The sequence below is a fragment of the Chitinimonas lacunae genome, from assembly GCF_042650885.1.
Lineage (GTDB): Bacteria > Pseudomonadota > Gammaproteobacteria > Burkholderiales > Chitinimonadaceae > Chitinimonas_A > Chitinimonas_A lacunae.
Genome location: NZ_JBHSBU010000001.1, coordinates 2558340 through 2583707, shown reverse-complemented (window position 1 = coordinate 2583707; position 25368 = coordinate 2558340). Strand labels below are relative to the sequence as shown.

The window sequence follows — 25368 nt, the reverse complement described above, 5'->3', positions numbered from 1 at the left end:
TTCAGGTCTGGTGCTCAGCCATGGGACTCAAGCAGGAACAGGTTTTGCCGGAAAGAAGGCTTAGGCGCATTGCGCCCGGTTTCTTTAGAAAAGGCGAAACACTATGGCTGCAACGATTGTTACCCACGGTGGCACCGATATGCCGCCTGAAGAAAAAGACGGTTGTGAAACGGCTGCCCGCCTGGGCTTGCAGAAGCTGGGCGACCGCCAGGATGCGCTCGAAGCGGTGGTCACCGCCGTGGCCTCGCTGGAAGCCGATGGTCGTTACGATGCCGGGGTGGGCTCGCTAATGGGCATGGACGGCAAGACACTCGAACTCGATGCGGCGGTGATGGATTCCCGGGGCAGGTTGGGGGCGGTGGCGGCGCTGCAAAATGTCCGTCATCCGGTAAAGGTCGCCCAGCGCATCACCGATACGCCGCATGTGCTGCTGGTCGGCCAGGGAGCCGAGGAATTCGCCCGACGCATTGGTCTTCACTCGCCGTTTGAACCCAGTGTCAAGGCACAGCGCAAGTTTCGCGAATATATCGCTGAGATGAAGAAGGCTCACGATGACGACGAGGGGGCTGAAGATACCGAAGAAGACGACGGCAAGACCCTGGTCAGAAAGTTCTGGAATTTCCCCACTTCCTGGCAGGCCGCTGTCGATCGCGCCGGACACGGTACGGTCGGAGCGGTCGCCCGTGATGAGGCGGGCCATTTTGCGGTGGCGGTCTCGACCGGTGGTTCGCCACCGGCGCTATACGGCCGGGTCGCCGATACCCCGCTGATCGGCTGTGGCTTCTACGCCGGTCAGCATGGCGCGATTGCCTGTACTGGCATCGGCGAACATATCGTCCGCAATATGCTGGCCCGCACGGTCTACGAATGGATCATCAGCGGCACGCCACTTCAGGCGGCGCTGGAGCGCGCCATCGCCTTGCTGCCCCAGGGCATCGATATCGGGCTGATCGGCGTTACCGCCACCGAAGCCCATGTGGCGGCCAGAAAACCGATGGCCAGCGCGATCCTGGCGCTTTGATCCGGACAGACGATGGCTTTGCGCTGGACTGCGCAGTGCTGGTCGATCTGTTCGTTTGTGGCTCTCCGCTTATTCGTTGCGTTTTCCGATCCAACTTCTCAGTGGCAAAACAAAAGCCCAGCCAATCAGGCTGGGCCTTGGTGGGCGCTGGCTGAGGATCAGCGGCGCGGGGTGGTGATCAGGCTCGGGGTCGGGGCCGGGCTGGTCACGGTTTCCTTGGACAGCAGATCGAAGCTGCGGCCGTCGGCGGCCATGCGGTAGCGCAGACGCACTTGCTGGTCACCGATCTTGACGCTGGGGATCAGCAGTTCGCCCGTGCCCAGCGAGAAATACGAGGGCCAGGTGGTGACGATGCCGGCTTCGAGATTGCGCATTTGCAGGCGGTTGGGGGTGTAGTCGAATTCGACCCGGAAATGCTGGGTTCCTTCGCTACCGGGCATCTGGAGCGACACATTGGGCAGGGTCAGCACGTTGTCGGCCAGCTTGGGCGTCTGGTCGAGCGGGCCGGGGTTGGCTTCGATCTGTTCGAATTCGAGCGGGTTCTTGCTCGGGTCAAGCGCCAGCACCAGGCCGGTCAGGATTTGTTGACCGGACTTGTCGTAGGTCAGCACGCGCGGCAGGCGCAGTTGGCCGTCGGTCGAGGTGAACAGCCCTTCGCCAGATTGCAGCGAAGCGAGCGGATTGAGGGTTTCGAGACGGAAACGGGCCGGATTGCTGTCGGGTACGCGGCGCAGCTGGACTTCGAATTGCGGATACTGGCCACCCAGCGAGGCGTCGAGGCTGCCGATGCACAGGACACCGTCTTGCTCCAGCGTCGGCACCGGGCAATTGAGCGCCAGAACCGGCGAGCTGACCACGACGGCGGCGGCAAGGGCGAGCAGGCGATGGGAAAGCGGGGTACTTGCACGAGACATGGATCAATGGCCTATGACGGATGCGTGAGAGAGGACTGTCATCAGCATTTCGGACTGACGGTCAGCGGCATTTTTATGCGAGCGGCGATTGTACCACCGGTTTTGAAAATGTCATCTGCTTGAAAAAGGCTGATGAAACGAGGCAGGCAAGAGGCAGCGCGGTCGCTGGGCGGGAAACACAAAGGACCTGCCGGTTTTCCCAAGGAGTCCGCGGGTACCAACTTTGCAGGGAAATTCACTTAAGACTTGGGACGCGCCGAACAGCAGGGCGTTTCAGCGCGTCCACTGCCGGTTCGGCGCCACGGCGTCGCTTGGCGCGAACCGTCATGCTGGGAACGGCTGGATGTCAGGATTCGGGTTGACGCAACAAAATAAAAAATTCTCTATTCCCATCGCCACCGCATATCGGGCTATCAAGCCAATCTTCAACAATCAAGCCCAGTTCGCTTGCGGTGGTTTCGAGCTTTTGCCGTACCGGCGGATAGCGCGCCGGATCGCGCACGATGCCACCCCGGCCGATGCCGTCACGGCCGACTTCGAACTGTGGTTTGACCAGACAGAGCAAGCGGCCGCCCGGGCGCAGCAGCGGTGCCATCGCTGGCAGCACCAGGGTCAGCGAGATAAAGGACACATCGGCCACGGCCAGATCGAACGGTTGGCCGTCGTTGGCGGCGAGCAGCAGATCGGCCGGCAACTCGCGGGCGTTGATGCCTTCGAGGGCATGGAGCCGTGGCTCGTCCGCCAGTCGTGGATGAAGCTGGCCATGGCCCACATCGACGCCGACCACCCGATGGGCACCCGCTTGCAGCAGGCAGTCGGTGAAACCACCGGTGGAGATGCCGACGTCGAGGCAGCGCAGGCCGGTGACATCGAGTCGGGTCTGGTCGAGCGCGCCGGCGAGCTTGAGGCCGCCGCGCGAGACAAATCGGTCGGCGGGGTCGGCTTCGATCTCGAAGCGGCTGTCGCGCGGCAGCTTCTGGCTGGCTTTGCTAAGCGGTTGCGCGCCCTCGGCCCGCAGCAGGCGGACCCGGCCGGCGTCGATCAGGGCCTGGGCGGCGGTGCGTGAGGCGGCATGGCCCTGTTCGACCAGCAGCAGATCAAGGCGTACTAAGGTATAGGTATCCATCCACGCATCTTAACAGCCGTCAGGACAAGCCCCGGCAAACGCGCTTTAATGTCGGCTTTCGCTCGCTACCGTGAGACTGCACCCGTGCCCAGCTCTGTCAAAGCCAAGAAGTTCTTCCCTGTGCGCGGCCATGGCGACCTGCGTATGTCGGTCAAAGGACTGGTCGATGCCCTGGTCGAGGAAGGCCATATCCCGGCCAGCGTGGCCGAAGCGTTCTTGATCCCTGCGCGAACCTCGGTTCATGGCAAGGGCCATCCGCTGGTGGCGATTGCCCAGCAAGGCTGGCAGAGCGCGCGCGACCCCGGCGTGCTGCTCGATATCGACTGGCTTGGCCGCTGGCTGGCCGACAAGGTCAAACTCGATTATCTGCATATCGACCCGCTCAAGATCGATGTGGCTGCCGTATCGGGCGTGGTCTCGCATGGTTATGCCACCCGTTATGCGATCTTGCCGGTGGCGGTCGATGCCCACTCGGTGACGCTGGCCACCGCCGAGCCGTTTGTCCGTGAATGGGAAGACGAACTGGCCCGGGTGCTCAAGCGCGAGATTCGCCGGGTGGTGGCCGACCCGCGCGATATTGCCCGCTATCTGCCCGAGTTCTACAACCTGTCGCGCTTCGTCAAGAAGGCGGTGGCGCAGACCGGGCCGCAGAATCAGTTCGCCAACTTCGAGCAGTTGGTCCAGCTCGGGCGCACCGGCAATCTCGACGCCAACGACCACCATATCGTCTCGCTGGTCGATTGGCTGTTCCAATATGCCTTCGAGCAGCGGGCTTCCGACATCCATCTCGAACCGCGCCGCGAAGCCGGCCATGTGCGCTTTCGCATCGACGGGGTGCTTCATTCGGTCTACCACGTGCCGCCGGCGGTGATGAACGCCATCGTGGCCCGGCTCAAGGTGCTCGGCCGGATGGACCTGGCCGAAAAGCGCCGCCCACAGGACGGTCGCCTGAAAACCAAGACCCCCGATGGCCGCGAGATCGAACTGCGGCTGTCCACCATGCCGATCGCCTTTGGCGAAAAGCTGGTGATGCGGATCTTCGACCCGGCCATTCTGGTGCGCGATTTCAGTGCGCTGGGCTTTTCGGGCGACGATGAGCGGCGCTGGCAGGGCTTTGTGCGGCAGCCGCACGGGATCGTGCTGGTGACGGGTCCGACCGGGTCGGGCAAGACCACCACGCTCTATACCACCTTGAAGCAGCTGGCGACCGAAGAGGTCAATGTCTGCACCATCGAAGACCCGATTGAAATGATCGAGCCTTCGTTCAACCAGATGCAGGTGCAGAGCCAGATCGAACTGAGCTTTGCCGAAGGCGTGCGCACGCTGCTGCGGCAAGACCCCGACATCATCATGATCGGGGAAATCCGCGACCGCGAAACGGCCGAAATGGCAATCCAGGCAGCGCTCACGGGCCATCTGGTGCTGTCCACCCTGCACACCAACGACGCTCCCTCGGCGGTCACCCGTCTGCTGGAAATCGGCGTGCCCCCCTATCTGATCGCTTCGACCCTGGTGGGGGTGATGGCGCAGCGGCTGGTGCGGACGCTGTGTCCGCACTGCAAGCAGCCCGGCACGCCAGATGAGTCCCTATGGGCAAGTCTGGTGGCGCCGTGGAAGGCCGCCGTGCCCAGCGGCAGCTACCGTGCCAAGGGTTGTCTGGAATGCCGGACCACGGGCTACCTGGGCCGGGTCGGCATCTACGAGATGCTGACCGTCACGCCCGAACTGCGCCGCCTGATCTCGACCACGGCCACGCCGGGCCAGGTCAAGGAACAGGCGATCCGCGACGGCCTGAAGCCGCTGCGTCTGTCGGGCGCCCAGAAGATCGCCAACGGCTCGACCACGCTTGAAGAGGTGCTCAAGGTCGTGCCGCCTGAAGATTGAGTCGCGGCGCGGGCGGACAGAGCGGCTGTGGACCATTATGAAAATAATGGGAAAACTAAGCGCAATACAGAGAGCGAGATAGTTTTAAAAAGAATCGAAAAACGCCAACACCTGTCTCCACTCTCTCCCCAATCTGTCTCCTTGGGAACCGACCCATGTGTCTTCGGTCGAAGCGGCTTGCTGCTGGCGGGGCCGCGATGCAGGCGTTAGCATGGCGGACTGGTCCGGCGTGGCACTGCCGGGCCGGTTTTTCTTGGCCGATCTTCCTGTCGAATCCTTTATGAACCGTCGCCTGTTTCTGCTCGGCGCCGCGCTATCGCTGGCTGCCTGTACTTCCACTACCCAGCCGCCGGTGGCGGTCCAACCGGCCTTGCCGGTCGTCAAGCCGGTAGCCAAACCGCGTATTGGTCTGGCGCTCGGCGGTGGGGCTGCCAAGGGGTTTGCCCATATTGGCGTGATCAAGGCGTTGGAAGCCCAGGGCATCGTGCCCGATGTGGTGACGGGTACCAGTGCCGGCAGTGTGGTGGCGGCGCTCTACGCCAGCGGGATGAACGGTTTTGCCTTGCAGGAACGCTCTTTTTCGCTCGATCAGGCTGAATTGCGCGATCTGGCCTTTGGCGGTGGCGGTCTGGTCAAAGGCGAAAAATTGCAGGACTTCGTCAACAAGCTGGTCGGCAACCGGCCGTTCGAGAAGCTGAACCGGCCGTTTGCCGCCGTCGCCACCGAACTCGACACCGGCCGTCGGGTGGCCTTCTCGCGTGGGAATGTGGGCCAGGCAGTGCGTGCCTCGTGCAGCATTCCGGGCGTATTCCAGCCGGTGGTGATCAGTGGCAAGCGCTATGTCGATGGCGGCGTGGTGAGTCCGGTGCCGGTCGATGCGGCGCGTGAGCTGGGCGCCGATATCGTGATCGCCGTCGATATCTCGGCCAAGGCGCAATACGGCCGGCAGGCTGAAGGGATTCCGGCCATTCTCAATCAGACCGTGATCATCATGGGCCAGAAGCTCGGTGAGCAGGAGCTGAGCCGGGCCGATGTGGTGGTCCGTCCGCGCGTCGGCCAGATCGGTGCGGCCGATTTCGACCTCAAACATACGGCAGTCCTTGAAGGCGAACGTGCCCTGCAAGCTGCCTTGCCACAGATCCGCGACAAGATCGCCCGCTGGCAGCCCAATCGCTGATTTCCCCCGAATTTTCCCTGGAGGCGCCGGGCCTGGTCCGGCGCCTTCGATTTTTATTCTCTAAAGTGGCGGAGACCCTATGAAACCCATCGTGAACGGATTGGAATCCTTTATCTTCTGGAGCCGCTGGCTGCAGGCCCCGCTCTATGTCGGGCTGGTGGTGGCGCAGGGGGTGTATGTCTACCAGTTCTTCCTCGAACTGGTTCATCTGCTCCATGACGCTGCCCGACCCAATGAAGTGAAGATCATGCTGACGGTGCTGGGCATGATCGATGTGGTGATGATTTCCAATCTGCTGATCATGGTGGTGGTGGGCGGCTACGAGACCTTCGTGTCGCGGCTCGAAATCGCCAAGAGCCACCGCGACCGCCCCGATTGGCTCGCCCATGTCGATGCCGGGGTGCTCAAGGTCAAGCTCAGTATGGCCTTGATCGGGATTTCCTCGGTGCACCTGCTGAAGAGCTTTATCGGCGCGTCGAGCGAGACCAACTATCAGGCCCTGATGTGGCAGGTGATCATCCACTGCGTATTCCTGATCTCGGCGGTGGCCATGGCCTTCACCGACCGATTGATCAGCGCCAAACCGGTGGCCAAGCCTGGCCATTGAGTGGTGGGCTGGATAAAGAGAACAATGCCCGGTTTATCCGGGCATTTTTGTTGAAGATATTTATTTACGCCTCCAACCCAATTGAATACTTGCAAACAATTTTCCTAAAACTTTCCATTAGCGGTCCACCTGCTTATCCCGTCCGCCGCCGCATCCACCCGGTGATCGACCAACGCTCCCGCGTCGCCGGCAGCACTTCATGGGGGAAACGGTCGGACAGAAAACAGACCAGATTGCCGCCCTGAGGTGCGATATCGACTTCACGGCCGTCGTCGAGCTGCATTCTGAGCTGGCCGCCTTCCGTCTCCTGCCAGGCCTGATTGAGGTAGCACACGCAAGACACCACCCGCGCATCGTCGTCGCGGAAGCGGTCGAGATGGCGCTTGTAGAACGTACCGACCGGATAGTGGGCGTAATGGTATTCACCGTCGGCAACGCCCAGATACAGCTCGCGGTTGATGGTCTGACGCAACAGCTCGATCTGCTGCCAATAAACCTGTTCGGGGGAAGTGGCCTGCGCGGGGTCGAGCCATAGTACCGAGTCGCCGCGTATCTGGTCGCGGATCGACGCGCCCGTCGCACGGCCGACGCTGGCTCGGTGGAATTCTCCGGCCTCAAGCCGTTGCCGGCCTTCCGCTTGCAAGGCGGCGACGGTGGTAGCGTCGAGGAAATCGGGGCAGACAAACCAGCCATCGGTGGCCAGACGGTCGATCAGGGCAGGGAGTCGGGCAGCGAACGAAGCATCCATAACAGGCGGGCACAGCGGCGAAAGCACGCAGTATGGCATGGACGGCGGGGCCGGGGTTTGGCTTGGGGCCGTGGTGGAGCGGGCGGTGAGGCGGGGGAAAATGACGAACAACCCGGGTGGGTTGGGGAGTGAGGGAGGAGAGGGGGGAGGTCGGGGAAAGGCTGGCAGGGCTCAGTCGCCGCCGCAGCCACCGCCGCAACCATCGCCGCCATCACCACCGCAGCCGCCGCTGCAACTGCTGAGGTCGCTGCCGCAGTAGACGCCGCTTTGTCCGGCGGCCTGGCAGTCGGGCTGGTAGACGAAGCCGCCGACGATGGCGAGGCTCGCGTCGAGCGCGAACAGCTTGGGCAGGCGTGAGGGCTGCTTCGGGTCGATGCCTTCGTAGGCACAGGACAGATACCAGGCCCGGCGCAGTCCGTGGCGTTGCTGGTCGTCATGGGTCATCGCCACGGCCGGTGTGTGGTGGAGCAGGCGCCCGAAGCCCTGGCGGCAGAATTCCTGGTAGTTGCGGGTGTAGAGGATGAATTCGTGCCACAGGTCGTCCACCACCTGGGACGGCATCGCCACCAGATGCCCCTTGGCCTGCAGGTTGAACAGGAAGAACTGACGCAGCCCCGCTTCGACATCGTGCCACTGTGCGGCGGTCAGATGGGGGTGTTTGGGCTTGACTCGCTCGATCAGCCCTTTGGGCAAGGGCGCGCTGGCCAGATATTGGCGCCGACGTTGCTCGACGCGTAGGGCAAGGTAGGACACGGCGATTGCCCCGAAGAACATGCCACCCACGATCCAGATACTCATCTTGTTTATCTCCTGAGCCGGAGACCGGCATCGCCAGGCGGTCTTCAGCGATGTTTTTAAAGGATTTTTGCTGAAGCGATGCGGGTGTTGCGCGGCCTATCATGTGACGGGAATGTTTCAGCCAAATGACAGAGCAGCCTCAACGAGGAGTTTTTTTGGCGCGAGGGCGCAAGCGGAAAAACGGGCGAAAACCCGTTGGAGGAAGCGGTCAGCAAGAGGAGGCTGGCGACGGTACAGCAGGCAGGGGGCAGGATTGAGCGGCGTTCAGTCGCCACCTCCGCAGCCGCCGCCACCGCAACCGCTGCTGTCCCCACCTCCATCGCCATCACCCCCTCCATCGCCATCTCCATCACCGCCGCTGCTGCAACTGCCGAGAGCGCTGCCGCAGTGGACGCCGCTCTGTCCGGCGGCCTGGGCGGCCTGGCAGTCGGGCAGGTAGACGAAGCCACCGACGATGGCGAGGCTGGCATCGAGCGCGAACAGCTTGGGCAGGCGCGAGGGCTTTTTCGGATTGATCTTTTCATCGGCGCAGGCCAGCAGCCAGGCCCGGTGCAGAGCCTTGCGCTGCGTGCCGGCGTTTTCCATCGCGACGGCCGGGGTGTGATGGAGGAAGCGGCCCAGTGCCCGACGACAGAATTCCTGATAGTTGCGGGTGTAGAGGATGAACTCGTGCCACAGGTCGTCCACCACCTGGGACGGCATCGCCACCAGTTCGAAGTTCGAGTGCAGATTGAGGCGGAAGAATTGGCGCAGTCCCGCTTCGACCTGCGACCACTGCGCGTTGGTCAGATGGGGATGCTTAGGCTTGACCCGCTCGATCAGCCCCTTGGGTAGCGGGGCGTCTTCGATATAGGCTTGCCGCAGCCGCTGTTTGCGCCGGTAGGCCAGGATCAGCATCACGATGACTGTCGCGATGCCGGCCGGAATCAGGAAAAATGCTGTGCTCATAGTTCTCCAAGCATAGTGCCTGAGACCGGCATCGCAAGGCAGTCGTCAGCGCACATTATTAAAATAATCTGCTTGAGCGATGCTAGGTGCTGCGCGGCTGATGATGTGACTGGAATGTTTCAGGAATATGACGGTGAGTGTATCCGCCTCAACGGGTCCGTTCAAAGCGTACTAGTGCCAGACTGCCGAGCAGATTGGGCAGCCATTCGACGCGCTGACCGCGATGGAGCACGGTCTGGCCGGTCAGGCGGGCGCCGCGCTGATCGAGGAAGTGCTCGAAATCGCGCACGGTGCAGAGGTGGATATTGGGCGTGTCGTACCACTGGTAGGGCAGGGTTTCCGAGACCGGCATGCGCCCGCGCAGCAGTTGCCAGCGGTTTTCCCAGTAGCCGAAGTTGGGGAAGGTGACGATGCCGGTGCGGCCGACCCGCAGCATTTCGTCGATGATCAGCTCGACCCGGTGCATGGCCTGGATGGTCAGCGACAGCACCACATAATCGAAGGAGTCGGGCTCGAAACCGGCCAGGCCCGATTCAAGGTCGCGCTGGATCACATTGACGCCGCGACCGGCACAGGCGATCACGCCATCCATATCGATCTCGACGCCATAACCGGCCACGCGCTTATGGTCGCGCAGCCAGGCCAACAATTCGCCTTCGCCGCAGCCGAGGTCGAGCACCCGGCTTTCCGGGGCGATCCAGGCGGCAATCCGCGCCAGGTCGGGACGCAATTCGGTCGGGTTCATCGCGGATTTACCTCGTCGGCCACGCGGTTGAGATAGGCGTGCATCAGGCGCATATAGGCGGGGTCGGTCATCAGGAAGGCGTCGTGACCGTGCTGCGAGTCGATTTCGGCATAGCAGACCGATTTCCGGCCATCGAGCAGGGCCTTGACGATCTCTTTCGAGCGCTCGGGCGAGAAACGCCAGTCGGTGGTGAAGCTGACCACCAGAAACCGCGCCGAGGTGGCCGACAGCGCCTGGGCCAGACTGCCGTCGAAATGGCGCGCCGGATCGAAATAATCGAGCGCCCGGGTCATCAGCAGATAGGTATTGGCGTCGAACACATCGGCGAATCGGTCGCCCTGGTAGCGCAGATACGATTCGATCTCGAATTCGACATCGTAGCCAAAGCGATAGCCGTCGTTCTTGAGCTGACGACCGAATTTGCCGCCCAGCCCCGCATCGGACAGATAGGTGATATGCCCCAGCATCCGCGCCAGCCGCAAGCCGCGTTTGGGGGTAACGCCATGGCGGTAGTAGTCGCCGCCATGAAAGTCGGGGTCGGTCAGAATGGCATTGCGCGCCACATCGTTAAAGGCGATGTTCTGAGCCGACAGCTTGGGGGCCGAGGCGATCACCAGACAATGACGCAGCCGCTCGGGAAAGGTGACACTCCAGCGCAGCGCCTGCATCCCGCCCAGACTGCCGCCGATCACCGCCGCCCAGCAGTCGATGCCAAGCCGGTCGGCCAGTTGGGCCTGGGCATGGACCCAGTCGTTGACCACCACCACCGGGAAACGCGATCCCCACGCTTCATTGCGCCCCGGTTCAAGCGAGGATGGCCCGGTCGAGCCATGGCAGCCGCCCAGATTATTGACGCCGACCACGAAGAAGCGGTTGGTGTCGATGGGTTTGCCGGGGCCGACCATATTGTCCCACCAGCCCGGATATTTATCTTCGGGGCTATAGCGCCCGGCGACATGATGGTTGCCCGACAGGGCATGGCAGATCAGTACGGCATTGCTGCGCTCGGCGTTGAGCGTACCGTAGGTCTCGTAGACCAGTTCATAGCTCGGCAGGACTGCGCCGCTTTGCAGCGTCAACGGTTGATCGAATTCGGCACGCTGCGCGCGGACCAGGCCGACGGAGGTGGGATCGTGCATGGCTTTTCACCAAGGGTGGCCGATAGGCGGCTGAGTTTACCCTAATCCATGCAGCACTTTGCGTCCTGCGGGCAGGAGAGGACACCTTGCTCCTTTGCACCGCAAGCCCAGCTTCTATGCGGCTTGGCAAGTGAGATAAGTGTCTTGCTAGAAGCTGCTGTAATGAGAATATTCGGAAAATTTATTAGGTGGCGATGCAAGAGCTTATGGCAAAAATAGTGGGTGGGATGATTTTTGATTTCCTCAGGTGAAAATGCAATCAAGAATGCATTTCGTGCAGATAATTGATGGATGTTTTTCTTTGGTCCTGATAAATGTTCTGCGCAAGCCTCAATTTTATTGGGTTGGAGGAGCTGCAGGGAATGCAAGAAACGAAAAATAAGAATTTCTTGTGCTTTGGTCTGGGAGTGAGTTGCGGGCTGTTCTTCAGCGCTGCAATGTTTGAGGTTTTCTCGCTTGATGGTTGGCTAGGATACATATCCTCTCATGTCTACAAAGAGGATACATTGTATTCGTCAAAATACTCCGAGGCTTCTTTTATTCAGGTGGAAAAATGGGTTCTCAGAGCAGCAAGTACTTGCCTTGCTTGGAGAGCCGTTGGCAAGATTCAAAGACGAGGGAGATCAGTACGGTTGGGCCGATAGTAAAAGCCCGGGTGATCATAGCTATCGACGTCGAATTATTCTGTTTATTAATGGAAAGGTCGTACAGCGACTCAGTGAATTCTGTGTGGATTAGATTTTTTACATAAACCGCTTGCGTTTTAATTGGCAAGGGTTTAATACTCCGCCAGAAAAATGCCTGCCTTCTTCTTGGTAGGCATTTTCATGGGGAAGGTCTCCATTCCCTTAGCGCCACCAGACGTGGCTACAGAATTCTTTGTCTCAAGGCACTCGACTCAGATCGCGAGGCATCCAGACCGTCTTTTCACGATGGACATAGCGCAGCCGTGTCGTGCTCGGGCCTTGCTGGAAGCCCCAGCACACCCCGATCAGCACCGCAAAAAGCAGATAGCTGACGCGGTGAGCGAACATCACTTCGGACAAGCCAAACACCGCAAACATCACCACCAGTGCCAGTCCCATGGCAGCCAGCGGGGCTTCGCGGTTGCGTTTGATCCGGCGCTGCCGCTCGAAGTAGAGCGCCAGGCCCAGATAGCTGAACAGCAGCGCCAGCAGACCCGGGGCGCCCTGGGTGGCGAGGATGTTGAGGAATTCGTTATGGGCGTGCTCGAACTCCAGCAGCGGTCGGGGCAGCTTGCCTTGCTCGACCCGTTCGGCCAGTTCGGCGCCGAAGCGCCATGGGCCGACGCCAGTCAAAGGATGCTCGCGTGCCATATCGATGGCCGCGCCCCACATTTCAAAGCGCATGCCAAGCGAAGTGACCACCTGGCCGCTGCGGTAAGCCACGATATCCTGGCCAGCCTGCTCGACCCGTTTGATCACCCCAGGACCAAATACCACCGCCATCGCCACGGCGCAGCCGATGAACAGGCCGAGCAGCCGGCGGTCGAGCGGCGGAGGGCCGCCGACCCGGGGCCGGCGCGAGCGGTACCAGATCAGCCAGAAAAAGGGCAGTGCCAGCCAGCCGCCGCGTGAACCCGACAGCAGTGAGGCCATGGTGCCAGCGAGGGCACCGACGATGGCCAGCGCCTGGAGTCGCTCGTGGAACCAGCGGGCTTCCAGGCATAGCAGCGGTAACAGGCCGATCGCCAGCGCCAGATTGCCAAAGACCACCATATGCCAGTAGCCGCGCGCCCGCTCCATTTCCTGCGAGACAACCTGAAGCAGCGCCAGCGCGAAGGCGGCACCGGCGCCGACGGCCAGGCCGGCCGGAAAGGTGGCGGGAGAGGGTCTGAGTCGGCGGACCACAAAAGCGACCGGCAAGGCGTAGAACAGATGCCAGGTCCATTCGAACAGATGGGGCGGACCGCCGTGGGCCAGGATAGATAGCGACTGATAGAGCGGAAACAGCAGCACCGCCAGCGCTGGCAGCCAATCCGCCCGCTCGAACGGCCAGCGCTCGTGCCGGCGCAGATCGACCAGTGCCAGCGCAATGCCCAGCAGCGCCAGCAGCGCGCCCCAGCGGCCATAGGTGTGACGGGTGGCGAGCAGCGTGGTCCCGAAAGCGACCAGCGCCAATTCGGTCAGACTGCGCAACCAGGGAGCAGTGGTAAAACGGGCCAGGGCGCTAGTCATAAGTGGGTCGTGCCAGTTTGGCCGCCATCCAGACCCGGGCGATGCGGCGCCGGTCGCCCAGTCCCTGCGCCCGTTGCCACAGCAGCCGCAACAGACCGTGCCGGGCGATGACTGCCGCTACCCGCCGTCTGGCCGGGGAGCTGGTCTGTCGTTCGGCCAGCGCCAGCAGATGCCGGGCATTGGCACGGGCCTGGGCACGCAAGGCGCCGGCCAGACGCGGCTCGCGGCTGTCGTCGGACCAGCGCAGCAGGGTATCGATCACCACCGCATAGCCCGCCACCCGCTCGCAGGCGCGCTGCTCGCTGTGGCCTTCGGTGATCGAGCCGGGGGTGCGGCGGTAGTGGTAGAGCGGCTGGTTCAGATAGCGCAGTCTCTGGGTGTGAAGCAGCAGATCGGTCATCCACAGCACATCCTCGTGCACGATGGCGGGGACGAAACGCAAGGCCCCGCCCTCGAACAGGCGGCGCGCCACCAGGGTCAGGTAGACCATTACCAGATATTCGCCTTGCTCGATGCTGTGGACCAGCCAATTGCGCCCGCTCAGCACACCCTCGGGCTTGGGCCGTCGTGCCAGCAGCGGGGCGCTGTCGGATGGCTCGCCTTCGAAGCGGCGACCGTTGCACAGCACCACATCGAGCTGTTCTGCTTCGGCCGCCGCGAGCAGCGAGGACCATAGTTGCGGCGCCGGCACATCATCGGCATCGCAAAAACCGATATAGCGACCGCGTGCCACGGTGATGCCGGCGTTGCGGGCGCGTGAGACGCCCTGTGGCGTGGCGTGGCGGATCAGCTGTGCGCGGGGCTCTGCCGCCACGAAACCGTCGAGCAGCGCGGCACTGCCATCGCTGCTGCCGTCGTCGATCAGGATGAATTCAAGATCGGCCAGCGCCTGCGCCACAAGCGCCTGGAACAGCGCGGGCAGATACGGCGCGGCATTATGGACCGGGATGACGACGCTGACGGCAGGCATAGAACGGATCAGTAAGCTGGCCGGGTCGGACCCGACGCGACAGGTGAGGTTCCGCAACACCGGCCCTTATTGAGGCCATCAGGGGCGCGGATGCTGGAGTGTGAGGATTATATAAAATAATCTGCAAAATAGTCGCTAGATCGGGAGAGCGTTCTGTTTAAAAAGGAATAAATCTGATCGATTCTAGCCGTCGGCCGAACCCGTCGCCAGCGCCGCCAGCAGCGAGGCCCGCACCAGCCGCCAGCGCAAACGGCCGCCGCCGTGATGCCAGCCCCAGCCAAACAGGCCGCTGCGGCGCAGTCGACGGGCGCAGGCGGTCTTGAGTTGCCAGTCGTCCAGATCGCCCAACAGGCCAAGCAGCTTGTTCAACTCGATCAGCGCCTGGGCCCGCAGTGCCGGGCGCAGCGCCGCTGCGGCGCTGTCGCTGATCCGCTGTAGATGGGCTGCGGCTTTGGTGTGGCCGTCGATGCGGCGCCAGAGTCCGTCGCGGCTGCGGTTACGCATGATCGAGCCGGGCGTGCGGCGGTAATGATAGGTGGGCGCTGCCTGATAGGCTACCCGACCTGCCCGCAACAGCAGCTCGTTGGTCCACACCACATCTTCATGCACCATGCCTTCGGGAAAGCGCAGACCGTGTTCGCGCAGCCAGTCGCAGCGCAACAGGCTCAGATAGACCGCATAGATCCATTCACGCCCCACCAGACAGGCATCGAGCCAACCGGCGCCATCGAGCACGGCAGTGGGCTTGGGCTGCTGCACGATCAGCCGGTGATCGTCGCCGGGCGCCTGGTTGAAATAGCAGCCATTGCCGAAGGCGATATCGAGCCGATGGTGGCAGGCCAGTTCGTAGAGCTGGGCGTAGTGGTCGGGCGCTGGTTGGTCGTCGGCGTCGCAGAAACCGACATAGTCGCCACGGATATGGGCCAGCCCCAGATTGCGCGCCGCCGACACGCCGCGCGCCGGCTGCTGGTGCAGCACCAGCACGCCGGGACGGCTGGCCGCATAGTCGTCGAGCAGGCGGGCCGAGTCGTCATGCGAGCCGTCGTTGACGAAGATATAGGCGATGCCGGCCAGGGTCTGGGCATCGAGCGCCTCGAACAGCGCCGGCAGATAGGGTGCGGCGTCGTGGACCGGGATCACGACCGACAAGGGCGGCTGATTCACAGGGTCTGCCCCGCCGCGACGGCTTCCAGCGCTGCCAGATAGGCGGCACTGCGCCCGGCCCAGTCGAGGCAGCCACGATGGGCGGCGATCTCGCACCGCCGCTGTGCCAGCTTGTCCGGCTGTTGCAGCGCTTCGATCGCCTGGGCCAGCGCCGCCGGATCATCGGCTGCATACAGCTCGGCACCGGCACCGTCCGGGAAATGCTCCTCGACCACCGGCAGGCGCGGCGCAATCACCGGTCGGCGCCAGCCTATATATTCGAGCAGCTTGGTATGGGCCACATAGGGCATCCGGCCGACCGACAGAAATGGCGCGACACAGACATCGGCCGCTGCCACCAGGGCAGGCAGGGCTGCCGGTGCCTGAAAACCATGCCAGCGGACCCGATCGGCGATGCCCAGACGCTGGGCCGTCGTGCGCAGTGCGGCGACTTCCGCTTCCTTGCCGCCGATCACATCGAGTTCGGCCGAGTTGGTGCGGGCCAGCGCTTCCAGCAGCAGTTCCACCCCTTGTTCGCGGTAGAGCTGGCCGATATAGGCAAGCCTGAGCGTGGGGGTGCGGTGCTCGGTCGGCCCTGCGGGGAGAAGCGGCGGGGTCGCCAGCGGAATCACGGCAATCGGGACGCGCAGTGAATAGGGCGGTTGCCGCAGGATGGTGGCAAGTGCCTCGGTCGTGACAGTCACCAGGTCGCAGGCTGCCAGCATCGTGCGCTCGGCGGCCAGCCGCGCCGCGATGGCCGGGGCGCCGGCGTCGCGGCCGGGATACCAGGCCAGCTCATGGACTTCATAGACATAGCGGATGCCGCTGATCCGCCGCGCCAGATGGAACTGGCCCTGCTTGATCACGCTGAGCGCCAGCCAGTCGGGGCGTTGCCGGCGCAGCCAGGACTGGGCCGACCAGTTGAACACCGCATTGAGCGTGATCGGCAGCGCCAGATTGCGCCGCACGATGGGCAGCCGGGCCAGCCGGAAGGTCGGCAGCGGATCGAGCCGGTAATGGTCGAGCAGGGCGGCATCGTGCGGACCGCCGCGGCCGACCAGCAGCGTGGTTTCCACGCCCGCTGCGGCCAGCGCATGGGCGTTGCGCGCCACATAGACGTCGTGGGCCGAGCGTTTCGGCAGGATCTCGTTATAGGCGTAGGCCAGCCGCATCAGCGCTCCGTCCCGGCACAGGCGGCCTCGAAGACGGTGAGCATGCGGTCGAGCATATGGTCGAGGCCGAACTGGCGCCGCGCTCGTTGCAGCCCGGCTTCGCCGAACTGGCGCCGCAGCGCTTCGTTGCCCATCAGGCGGTCGAGCGCGGCGGTCAGCGCCACCGCGTCACGCGGCCCGACCAGAAAGCCGGTTTCATCGGCGGCGACCGCTTCATCGATGGCGCCGACGGTGGTGGACACCACCGGCAGGCCGGTGGCCATCGCCTGCATGATCCCCTGCGGCACGCCTTCATTGCCCCAGGACGGCAGCACGAACAGGTCGAAGGCGCCGAGCCATTTCTCCACATCGTCGCGATTGCCGACAAAACGCACCCGCTCGCCAAACCCTTCGTCGCGGGCGCGCTGATTGAGCGCTTCCCACTGCGGGCCATGGCCGACCACCACCAGTTGCCAGTCGGGGAAACGCTGTTGCAGTTCACGCCAGGCATCGAACAGGTATTGATGACCCTTCCAGCCGCGCAAGGTGGCGACGATACCGAGCGTCGGCCGCTCGGGCAGGCCCAGTTCGGCCCGCATCTCGGTGCGCGGGCGCGGCTGGTAGCGGTCCAGGTCGATCCCGGTCGGGATCGAGGTCATATGTTCAAGCGGATAACCGTTGTCGCGGTGCAGCTGCTGGCGCAGCCGCTCGCCGGTGGTGACGATATGGCGGGTGGCCTTGAGATAGAGCCAGCGCGTGGTGGCAGCGTTGTTGACGGCGGTCGAGACATGGCGCGTGCGCACGATGGGTGGCGCCTTGGCGAGCAGGGTGCTGGCGGTGGCGCTCAACCAGGAATCGGTCGAGCTATGGCAGTTGATCACATCGACCTCGCTGCCATGCTGGGCCAGCCAGCCGCGCATGGCCAGCACGCCGCCGAGCTTCTTGCGGGCAATCGGCAGGGCGACGGTCGGAATGCCGAGCTTGATGGCGGCATCGTGGATGGCCGCTTCGCGCGGACAGAGCAAGGTGAGCTGATGACCACGGTCGAGCATGCCGCGCATCTCGGTCAGGATGCGGATTTCCTGGCCGCCCCAGCCGCAGGAGTTTTCGGTATGGACGATGCGCAAGGGTCGGTTCATGGTCGGGTTTCCTCGGCCGGTCCGGCCAGTCGGTGTTGCGTATGGAGGCGGGCATACAGCCCGTCGCGGGCCAGCAGTTCGGCATGGCTGCCGCTTTCGACGATCCGGCCCCGCTCCATGGCGACGATGCGGTCGGCCCGCTCGATGGTGCTGAGCCGGTGGGCGATCACCAGGGTGGTGCGGCCCTGCATCAGCCGCTCGAGCGCGGCCTGGACCTGGCGCTCGGACTCGGTATCGAGCGCCGAGGTCGCCTCGTCGAGAATCAGGATCGGTGCGTCTTTATAAAGCGCCCGGGCAATCGCCAGCCGCTGGCGCTGGCCGCCCGAGAGCCGGGCGCCGTTTTCGCCGATTTCGGTGTCGTAGCCGTCGGGCAACTGGCGGATAAATTCGTCGGCATAGGCCGCTTGGGCTGCCGCGATCACCCGGTCGCGGTCGGGGGCTGCATCGCCATAGGCGATATTGCGGGCAATCGAGTCGTTGAACAGCACCACGTCCTGGCTGACCAGGGCAATCTGGCGGCGCAGGTCGGCAAGCGGCAGTTCGCGCAGATCGACGCCATCGAGCAGGATGCGGCCCTGGTTCGGGTCGTAGAAGCGCGGCAACAGGCTCGCTGCCGTACTCTTGCCGCTGCCGGAGCCGCCGACCAGCGCCACCGTTTCGCCGGCGGCGATATGCAGGTCGAAACGATCGAGCGCCGGCCGTTCGTCCTGGTCGGCGTCGTAACGGAATTCCACCGCCTCGAAGCGTAATTCCCCGCGCGCCCGCTCGATGGGCTGGCGGCCGTGGTCGGGTTCGGCCTCGGCATCGAGCACGCCAAATACCGATTCGCCTGCCGCCAGGCCGCGCTGAAGCGGCTCGTTGATCTTGGTCAGATTCTTGATCGGCCCCTGGATCGCCAGCAGCGAGCCCATAAAGGCCACGAAGGCGCCCGGGGACAGCGCGCCATGCTGGGCGCGTTGCAGGGCGAAATAGATGATGGCCGACAGGGTCAGGCCGATCAGCAACATGATCAGGCCCGAGTTCAGCGCCGAGGTGGCAGCCTGCTTGACGCCAAGCTGGCGCACCCGGTTGGCGACTTCGAAAAAGCGCTGCCCTTCATAGTGGGCACCGCCAAAAATCTTCACTACCCGTTGGCCGCCGATCGATTCGTCGAGCACCCGGGTCAGCGTGCCCATCGTGGCCTGGGTGCCCCGGCTGAGTTTGCGCAGCCGCTTGCCCGCGACCGCCACCACCAGCCCGACACCGGGCGCCAGAATTAGACAGAACAGCGACAGCTGCCAATCGAGCGTAAACATGGCACTCAGATAGCCCACCACGGCCACGCTGTCGCGCACCACCACATTGAGGACATTGAGACCGGCGTTGGACACCTGACCAACATCGAATGCCACCCGCGACAGCGTCTCGCCGACCGAGCTGCGGTCGTAGAAACGGTTGGGCAGGGTCAGCAGACGACCGAACATGGCCTGGCGCAGATCGAGCTGCACCTGGCCGGCCAGCCAGGCACTGCCGTAGTCGCCGGCAAAGCTGCTGACCATGCGCACCAGCGCCAGCAGCAGGATAACGGTGGGAATGCTCCACAGCGGCGCCGTGCGCGGGTCGAGCGGCCCCAGGAGATTGCCCAGCAGCGCCTGCACCCGACTGAGCAGGCCATTTTCGGGCAATAGCCCGGGCGCGGCCTGCTGGCTGGTGGTGCCCAGGGCATCGATCACCGTCTGTAGCTGCTTGACCAGCATCACATCGGTCATCGAGGCCAGCGCGACAGCGATCATGGTCAGCACCGCGATGCCGAGATAGGGCCGGAAATGGCCAAGGATGCGGAAATACAGTTGACGGTTGGTCACAGCAGCAGCGGGTAAGGCAAAGCCGGCATTTTAACCGAAAGCGCCCGGCTCCCCCGCTTCGCTGCTCCCCAATGGCAAACCGCCCCGGCCAGAAGGCAGGGGCGGCGCGGTGGCAGGGCAGGGTGGCGTGGCAACCTTGAGTCAAACAATGGTCCGGCAAAGTCAAAACGGATCGCATTCCACCGCCTGCGGGCGGCGTTGATGACACGGCAGGACCGGCAGCTTAGCCGCTAGCGACGATTTCTCCCACTGTCATGTTTGACAGAGTGTGCAAGAATCGTCGGGGCCGCTGCTGTCTCCGTGGTAAAAAATATGCACAATGTATGTAATTATTAGTGCTGAGTATGTAAATTAATTACTAAAACATGCCAATTAATTAAGCGCTTTTCAACACTCGGGTGGTACCTTGTCGAACCAGGGAGCGGCGCTTTCCAGCTCGCCGGCCAGTGAGAACAGCAGGTCTTCGCGATTGATGGCGGCGACCAATTGCACGCCGATCGGCAGCCCGGCCTGATTCCAATGCAGCGGCAGCGACATCGCCGGCTGGCCAGTCAGATTGGCGAGCTGGGTAAACGGGAGGCGGGCAAAACTGCGGCGGGCTTCCCTGTGGACCGAGCCGAGCAGCAGGTGCGACAGGCCCAGCCGATCGGCCCATTTCAATCCCAGACTTTCTCTGGCTGGCGTCGCCAGTTCGCCGATCCGCACCGGTGGCGTCGCCAGCGTCGGCGTCAGCAGCAGATCGTAATGAAGATGGAAACGCCCCATTGCCCGACTCAGTTCGTTCCAGCGCTGCCGTGAGCGGGTCTGCTCACCGGCACTGCGCTGGCGGCCAAGCCGGGCCAGAATCCAGGTCTCCAGCTCGACATCCTCGCGCTCGACCGGGCGTCCCAGTACCTCGGCCAGCCAATCGAGCGCCGCCGCCACTTCGCCGTAGTACATGCTCAGATAGCATTCGACCAGCACAGCGTGCTCATAAGGCAGGGCGACGACTTCGACCCGATGACCCAGGTCTTCGAGCAGTCTGATGGTGGTTTCGACCGCCTGACGGCAGTCGGGATCGATGGGTGTTGCGCTCGATTCGAGCACGGCACCGATACACAGGCGCTCAGGCGGGGTGGCGACGCACTCGAGGTAGGAGCGGGCCGACGGGGCAATCCGATACGGCGCACCGACATCCGGCCCGGCAATCGCGTCGAGCAGCGCGGCCGAGTCGCGTACCGAACGGCTGAGCGCGTGCTCCTGTACCGCACCGGACCAGACTTCAGCGAAATCCGGCCCCTGCGGCACCCGGCCGCGGCTGGGTTTGAGTCCGAACAGACCGCAGTTGGCGGCGGGAATCCGGATCGATCCGCCCCCATCGCCACCATGGGCCAGCGGCACGATACCCGCCGCCACCGCTGCGGCGGCGCCGCCCGAGGAGCCACCCGGGGTATGCGATAAGGACCAGGGATTGCGGCAAGGGCCATGTGCCTTGGGCTCGGTATAGCCAAGCAGGCCGAATTCGGGCGTGCTGGTCTTGCCAAACGGGACCAGCCCGGCCGCCAGAAAGCGCCGCACCAGTTCGCTGTCGTAAGCGGGCCGGAATTGCTGCAAGGCGGCGCAGCCGTAACCGAGCACTTCCCCCGCCAACGCCGCCAGCAGATCTTTGAGCAGAAACGGCACCCCGGCAAACGGCGCCTCGGCCCGGGCGGTCGCGGCCAGATGGCGGGCGCGTTCGGGAAACTGGCGGATCACCGCATTGAGCGCCGGATTGACGGCCTCACAGCGGGCAAGCGCCGTGTCGAGCAACTCCAGCGAACTGACCTCACCGCGCCGCACCAGATCGGCCAGACCCAGGGCGTCGTAACGGCGGTATTCAGAAAAGTCGAGCATGGGCAGGGCAAGGGGAAAAGACCGCCATAGGATAGAGAGCTATCGCTGCCGATGCAGACGTTTTGTCGAAAAACAGGGTAATTGAAGCAAAAGTACCAACAGTCGCCGGGTTGGCGGCGCCATGGCCGGACAGTGGATTTCTGCCCGATTGTCTGCAAGTAGTGGAGCAGAAACCAGCCAATAAGTAGCGAATCATCGCTGCCGGCTGCTGACGGGCACTGGCGGACAGGAGCGTCCGGTTCAGTGGGAACCTGGAGGGGGAGAAGAAAGGTAGAGACTTGATGGAAAGATTATTGACAAATCTTTGCAAGAACTAGAGCGGATAAACAAGAGAAATTACCGAAAAGAGTCAGCCGGCCACCCTTTCGCGATGGCCGGCTTTCTTCTTCTAATGCGCGGCTTCCCAACTCGGCCCATAGCCGACTTCGGCCAGCAGCGGCACGGTCATGCTGGCCACGCCCGACATCAGCGTCGGCAGTTCCTCGCGCACTCGGTCGAGTTCGGCTTCTGGCACTTCCAGCACCAGTTCATCGTGGACCTGCATCACCAGCCGGCTGGCGAGCTGTTCACGTTCGATCCAGTTCTGCACCGCAATCATGGCGAGCTTGATCAGATCGGCGGCTGTGCCCTGCATCGGTGCGTTGATCGCGGCGCGCTCGGCGGCGGCACGGCGGGCCTGCACGCTTGAGCGGATTTCTGGCACGGCCAGACGGCGACCGAATTCGGTCTCGACATAGCCTTGCTCGCGCGCCTGTTCACGGGTGCGCTGCATATAGTCGGCGACGCCCGGGTAGCGCTGGAAATAGCGGTCGATGTACTGCTGCGCCGCACCGCGCTCGATACCGAGCTGCGCCGCGAGGCCGAACGCGCTCATGCCGTAGATCAGTCCGAAGTTGATCGCCTTGGCGTAGCGGCGCTGCTCGGACGTGACATCGGCGGCATTGACCACGCCGAATACCTCGGCTGCCGTGGCGCGGTGAATGTCGTCGCCGTGGCGGAACGCCTCGATAAAGCCTTCGTCACCCGACAGGTGAGCCATGATGCGCAGTTCGATCTGCGAATAGTCGGCCGAAACGATATGGCTGCCCGGCGGCGCGATAAAGGCTTCGCGGATGCGGCGGCCTTCGGCGGTGCGTACCGGAATGTTCTGGAGATTGGGCTCGTTGGACGACAGCCGCCCCGTCACCGCCACGGCCTGGGCGTAATTGGTATGGACCCGGCCGGTGCGCGGATCGATGCGCTGCGGCAGCTTGTCGGTATAGGTGGACTTGAGCTTGGCGAGCGAGCGGTGGGCCAGCAGCTTCGCCGGCAGCGGATAGTCGCGGGCCAGTTGTTCCAGCACATCCTCATCGGTCGACGGTGCGCCTTTGGGCGTTTTCTTGAGGACGGGGAGCTGCTGCTTGTCGAACAGGATTTCGCCGATCTGCTTGGGTGAGCCGAGATTGAACGGCTGGCCGGCCAGTTCGTAGGCTTCCTGTTCGAGCCGCAACAGGGTCTGGCCGATCTCGTGGCTCTGGCGCGCCAGCTGCTCGCGGTCGATCAGCACGCCATGGCGCTCCATCTTGAACAGCACCTCGCGCACCGGCAGCTCGATATCGCGATAGAGCGCCTCGAGCCGGGGCAGGGCAGCGAGCCGTGGCGCGAAAGTGTGATGCAGCCGCAGCGTCACATCGGCGTCTTCACCCGAATAACGGGCCGCCTGCTCGATCTCGACGGCCTCAAAGCCGATCTGCTTGGCGCCACGGCCACAGACATCCTCGTACACCATGGTCTTGATGCCGAGATGGCGGGCGGCCAGATCGTCCATATTGTGACGCTCGGTGGCGTCGAGCACATAGGACTCGAGCAGGGTGTCGGCGGCTATCCCGGCCAGTCGGATACCGTGGTTGGCAAATACATGCTGGTCGTACTTGAGGTTCTGGCCGACCTTCTTGCAGTCCGGGTTTTCCAGCCAGGGCTTGAGCTTGGCCAGGCCTACCTCAAGACCGATCTGCTCGGGCACACCCGGATAGCGATGGTCGAGCGGCAGATAGGCAGCGTCACCTTCGCCCACGGCAAAGCTGATGCCGACGATACGGGCAGCCATCGGATCGAGGCTGTCGGTCTCGGTATCGACGGCAGCGAGCGGGGCGGCTGTCAGCTTGGCGATCCAGCGATCGAGTGTGGCCTCGTCGAGAATCGCCGGATAGTCGCGTGCCAGCTCGACCGGCTCACCCGGCTCCGCGGGTGCCGGCACAGCGGGATTGACCGGGGACGCCGCGCCATTGCCTGGCGTGTCGAGTTCCTTGAGCCAGGTCTTGAAGCCGTAGGTTTGGTAGAGCTGACGCAGGGTATCGCGATCGGGGGCGTTGGGGCGCAGCGCTTCGATGCCGCGCGGCAGCGCCCCGCTCAGGTCAACATCGCATTTGATGGTCAGCAGCTGGCGCGCCATGGGCAGCCAGTCGAGGGTATTGCGCAGATTCTGGCCCACGGCGCCGCTGATCCGTTCGGCATTGGCAATCAGATTATCGAGCGTGCCCCATTCGCCCAGCCATTTGACGGCAGTCTTCGGGCCGCATTTGGGGACGCCCGGCACATTATCGACCGCGTCGCCGACCAGGGTCAGATAGTCAACGATACGCTCGGGCGGCACGCCGAACTTGGCGAGCACGCCGGTCTGGTCTAGCGTTTCGTTGCTCATGGTATTGACCAGGCGTATCGTGCCATCGACCAGCTGGGCCATATCCTTGTCGCCGGTCGAGATCACCACATCATGGCCGGCTGCGGCGGCCTGGCGGGCCAGGGTGCCGATCACGTCGTCGGCTTCGACGCCGTCGATGATCAGCATCGGCAAGCCCAGGGCCGTCACCGCCTGATGGATCGGTTCGATCTGCAAGCGCAGATCGTCAGGCATGGACGGCCGGTTGGCCTTGTAGTCGGGGTAGAGATCTTCGCGGAAGGTCTTGCCCTTGGCATCGAACACACAGCCGATATAATCGGCCGGCTGTTCCTTCGCGAGACGTTTCAACATCGCGATCATGCCGTAGAGCGCGCCAGTGGGCGCGCCGGAGCTGTTACGCAGATCGGGCAGGCCGTGGAAGGCACGGTACAGGTAGGACGAGCCGTCGATCAGTAAGAGCGTTGTCATCGAATATCCTTGGCGCGGCCCCGCCCGCGCCGGTAAACGAGCCTGATGGCTCCGGGATGTGGTTTATGAGTGTGCATGACAAACTACCGAGCGTAACCGACCCAGCCGCCCTGGCGGCGTCGCATGCCTACCGCGCCCGCGAGGCGTGGCGGGTGTTCGAGATCATGGCGGAATTCGTCGAGGCGACCGAGCGTTTGCAGGCAATCCAGCCCGCAGTCAGTATCTTCGGCTCGGCCCGTACCCCACGCGACCACGCGTATTATAAGCTCACCGAGGAGATCGCCCGTTTACTTTCCGACGCCGGTTTCTCGGTGATTTCGGGCGGCGGCCCCGGCATTATGGAAGCCGCCAACAAGGGCGCCTTCCATGGCCGCTCGCCTTCGGTAGGGCTCAATATCCAGCTTGCCCACGAGCAACACGGCAATCCCTATCAGGATGTCAGTCAGAGTTTCCGTCACTTCTTCGCCCGCAAGGTGATGTTCGTCAAGAACGCCACCGCCTATGTGGTGATGCCGGGCGGCTTCGGCACGCTCGATGAGCTGTCCGAGGCGCTCACCCTGATCCAGACCGGCAAATCGCGGCGGATTCCGATCATCCTGGTATGCAGCCAGTTCTGGAGCGGTCTCCTAGACTGGATGAAAGCCACGCTCGCTGGCGAGCGCATGATCAATCCCGAAGATATGGATCTGATCCAGGTGATCGACGAGCCGCGTGCGGTGGTCGATGCGATCTTCAAATTCTATGAGACCCGGGGTTTCGCCCCCAGTCCGGCCGAACGCGAAATGCAGCTCAGTCTGTAAGCGCCGGCCAGGAGGAA

Annotated in this window: 20 protein-coding genes; 5 read left to right on the top strand and 15 right to left on the bottom strand. The window is 63.3% G+C overall.

All coding sequences use genetic code 11. The annotated features are described in order from the left end of the window. The first annotated feature begins 103 nt into the window (after positions 1–103). Positions 104–1021: an isoaspartyl peptidase/L-asparaginase gene (locus tag ACFOW7_RS10885; RefSeq protein ID WP_378164050.1), complete on the top strand. Its 918-nt coding sequence runs from the start codon at positions 104–106 to the stop codon at positions 1019–1021. A 158-nt stretch (positions 1022–1179) separates the two neighbouring features. Here ACFOW7_RS10885 and ACFOW7_RS10880 read toward each other — a convergent pair whose 3' ends face one another. Beyond that, entirely contained in the window at positions 1180–1935 is a 756-nt protein-coding gene (locus ACFOW7_RS10880) for a hypothetical protein (protein ID WP_378164047.1), read from the bottom strand. A gap of 346 nt (positions 1936–2281) precedes the next feature. Next, on the bottom strand, positions 2282–3061 hold the full coding sequence (locus ACFOW7_RS10875) for a TlyA family RNA methyltransferase (RefSeq protein WP_378164045.1): 780 nt from the start codon (positions 3059–3061) through the stop codon (positions 2282–2284). Positions 3062–3145: 84 nt separating this feature from the next. Between ACFOW7_RS10875 and ACFOW7_RS10870 the strand changes: the two genes are divergently transcribed. From ACFOW7_RS10870 to ACFOW7_RS10860, 3 genes are all read left to right on the top strand, one after another. Next, entirely contained in the window at positions 3146–4945 is a 1800-nt protein-coding gene (locus ACFOW7_RS10870) for a GspE/PulE family protein (protein ID WP_378164043.1), read from the top strand. Positions 4946–5225: 280 nt separating this feature from the next. Beyond that, the gene (locus ACFOW7_RS10865; protein ID WP_378168009.1) at positions 5226–6122 is read left to right on the top strand and encodes a patatin-like phospholipase family protein; all 897 of its coding nucleotides are present in this window, start codon (positions 5226–5228) and stop codon (positions 6120–6122) included. 79 nt (positions 6123–6201) lie between these two features. Further along, entirely contained in the window at positions 6202–6729 is a 528-nt protein-coding gene (locus tag ACFOW7_RS10860; RefSeq protein ID WP_378164041.1) for a TIGR00645 family protein, read from the top strand. A gap of 133 nt (positions 6730–6862) precedes the next feature. Here the strand turns inward: ACFOW7_RS10860 and ACFOW7_RS10855 are convergent, their stop codons facing one another. From ACFOW7_RS10855 to polA, 13 genes are all read right to left on the bottom strand, one after another. Then, the gene (locus ACFOW7_RS10855) at positions 6863–7477 is read right to left on the bottom strand and encodes a 2OG-Fe(II) oxygenase (protein WP_378164039.1); all 615 of its coding nucleotides are present in this window, start codon (positions 7475–7477) and stop codon (positions 6863–6865) included. Between the two features lie 171 nt (positions 7478–7648). After that, complete coding sequence (locus tag ACFOW7_RS10850) at positions 7649–8275, bottom strand: glycine-rich domain-containing protein (protein WP_378164037.1); 627 nt, start codon at positions 8273–8275, stop codon at positions 7649–7651. 264 nt (positions 8276–8539) lie between these two features. Beyond that, positions 8540–9223, bottom strand: a complete 684-nt coding sequence (locus tag ACFOW7_RS10845) for a glycine-rich domain-containing protein (RefSeq protein ID WP_378164035.1) — start codon at positions 9221–9223, stop codon at positions 8540–8542. 148 nt (positions 9224–9371) lie between these two features. Next, positions 9372–9968, bottom strand: a complete 597-nt coding sequence (metW, locus tag ACFOW7_RS10840) for a methionine biosynthesis protein MetW (RefSeq protein ID WP_378164033.1) — start codon at positions 9966–9968, stop codon at positions 9372–9374. Continuing rightward, positions 9965–11107, bottom strand: a complete 1143-nt coding sequence (gene metX / locus ACFOW7_RS10835; protein WP_378164031.1) for a homoserine O-succinyltransferase MetX — start codon at positions 11105–11107, stop codon at positions 9965–9967. Before metX ends, metW begins: the two co-directional genes overlap by 4 nt. Before the next feature lie 884 nt (positions 11108–11991). Then, a complete protein-coding gene (locus tag ACFOW7_RS10830; RefSeq protein WP_378164029.1) occupies positions 11992–13305 on the bottom strand; it encodes an O-antigen ligase family protein in 1314 nt (437 codons plus the stop codon). Continuing rightward, entirely contained in the window at positions 13298–14275 is a 978-nt protein-coding gene (locus ACFOW7_RS10825; protein ID WP_378164027.1) for a glycosyltransferase, read from the bottom strand. Before ACFOW7_RS10825 ends, ACFOW7_RS10830 begins: the two co-directional genes overlap by 8 nt. 183 nt (positions 14276–14458) lie before the next feature. Next, positions 14459–15439, bottom strand: coding sequence for a glycosyltransferase (locus ACFOW7_RS10820; RefSeq protein WP_378164025.1), 981 nt, complete (start codon positions 15437–15439; stop codon positions 14459–14461). Beyond that, positions 15436–16590: a glycosyltransferase family 4 protein gene (locus ACFOW7_RS10815; protein ID WP_378164023.1), complete on the bottom strand. Its 1155-nt coding sequence runs from the start codon at positions 16588–16590 to the stop codon at positions 15436–15438. The genes ACFOW7_RS10820 and ACFOW7_RS10815 overlap by 4 nt, the downstream gene beginning before the upstream one ends. Further along, a complete protein-coding gene (locus ACFOW7_RS10810; protein ID WP_378164021.1) occupies positions 16590–17708 on the bottom strand; it encodes a glycosyltransferase family 4 protein in 1119 nt (372 codons plus the stop codon). The genes ACFOW7_RS10815 and ACFOW7_RS10810 overlap by 1 nt, the downstream gene beginning before the upstream one ends. Next, the gene (msbA, locus tag ACFOW7_RS10805) at positions 17705–19552 is read right to left on the bottom strand and encodes a lipid A export permease/ATP-binding protein MsbA (protein WP_378164019.1); all 1848 of its coding nucleotides are present in this window, start codon (positions 19550–19552) and stop codon (positions 17705–17707) included. Before msbA ends, ACFOW7_RS10810 begins: the two co-directional genes overlap by 4 nt. 387 nt (positions 19553–19939) lie before the next feature. Further along, complete coding sequence (locus tag ACFOW7_RS10800; RefSeq protein WP_378164017.1) at positions 19940–21424, bottom strand: amidase; 1485 nt, start codon at positions 21422–21424, stop codon at positions 19940–19942. A 388-nt stretch (positions 21425–21812) separates the two neighbouring features. Further along, positions 21813–24551, bottom strand: a complete 2739-nt coding sequence (gene polA / locus ACFOW7_RS10795) for a DNA polymerase I (RefSeq protein WP_378164014.1) — start codon at positions 24549–24551, stop codon at positions 21813–21815. Between the two features lie 65 nt (positions 24552–24616). Here polA and ACFOW7_RS10790 point away from each other — a divergent pair, with 65 nt between their 5' ends. After that, a complete protein-coding gene (locus ACFOW7_RS10790; protein WP_378164012.1) occupies positions 24617–25351 on the top strand; it encodes an LOG family protein in 735 nt (244 codons plus the stop codon). Positions 25352–25368 lie beyond the last annotated feature (17 nt).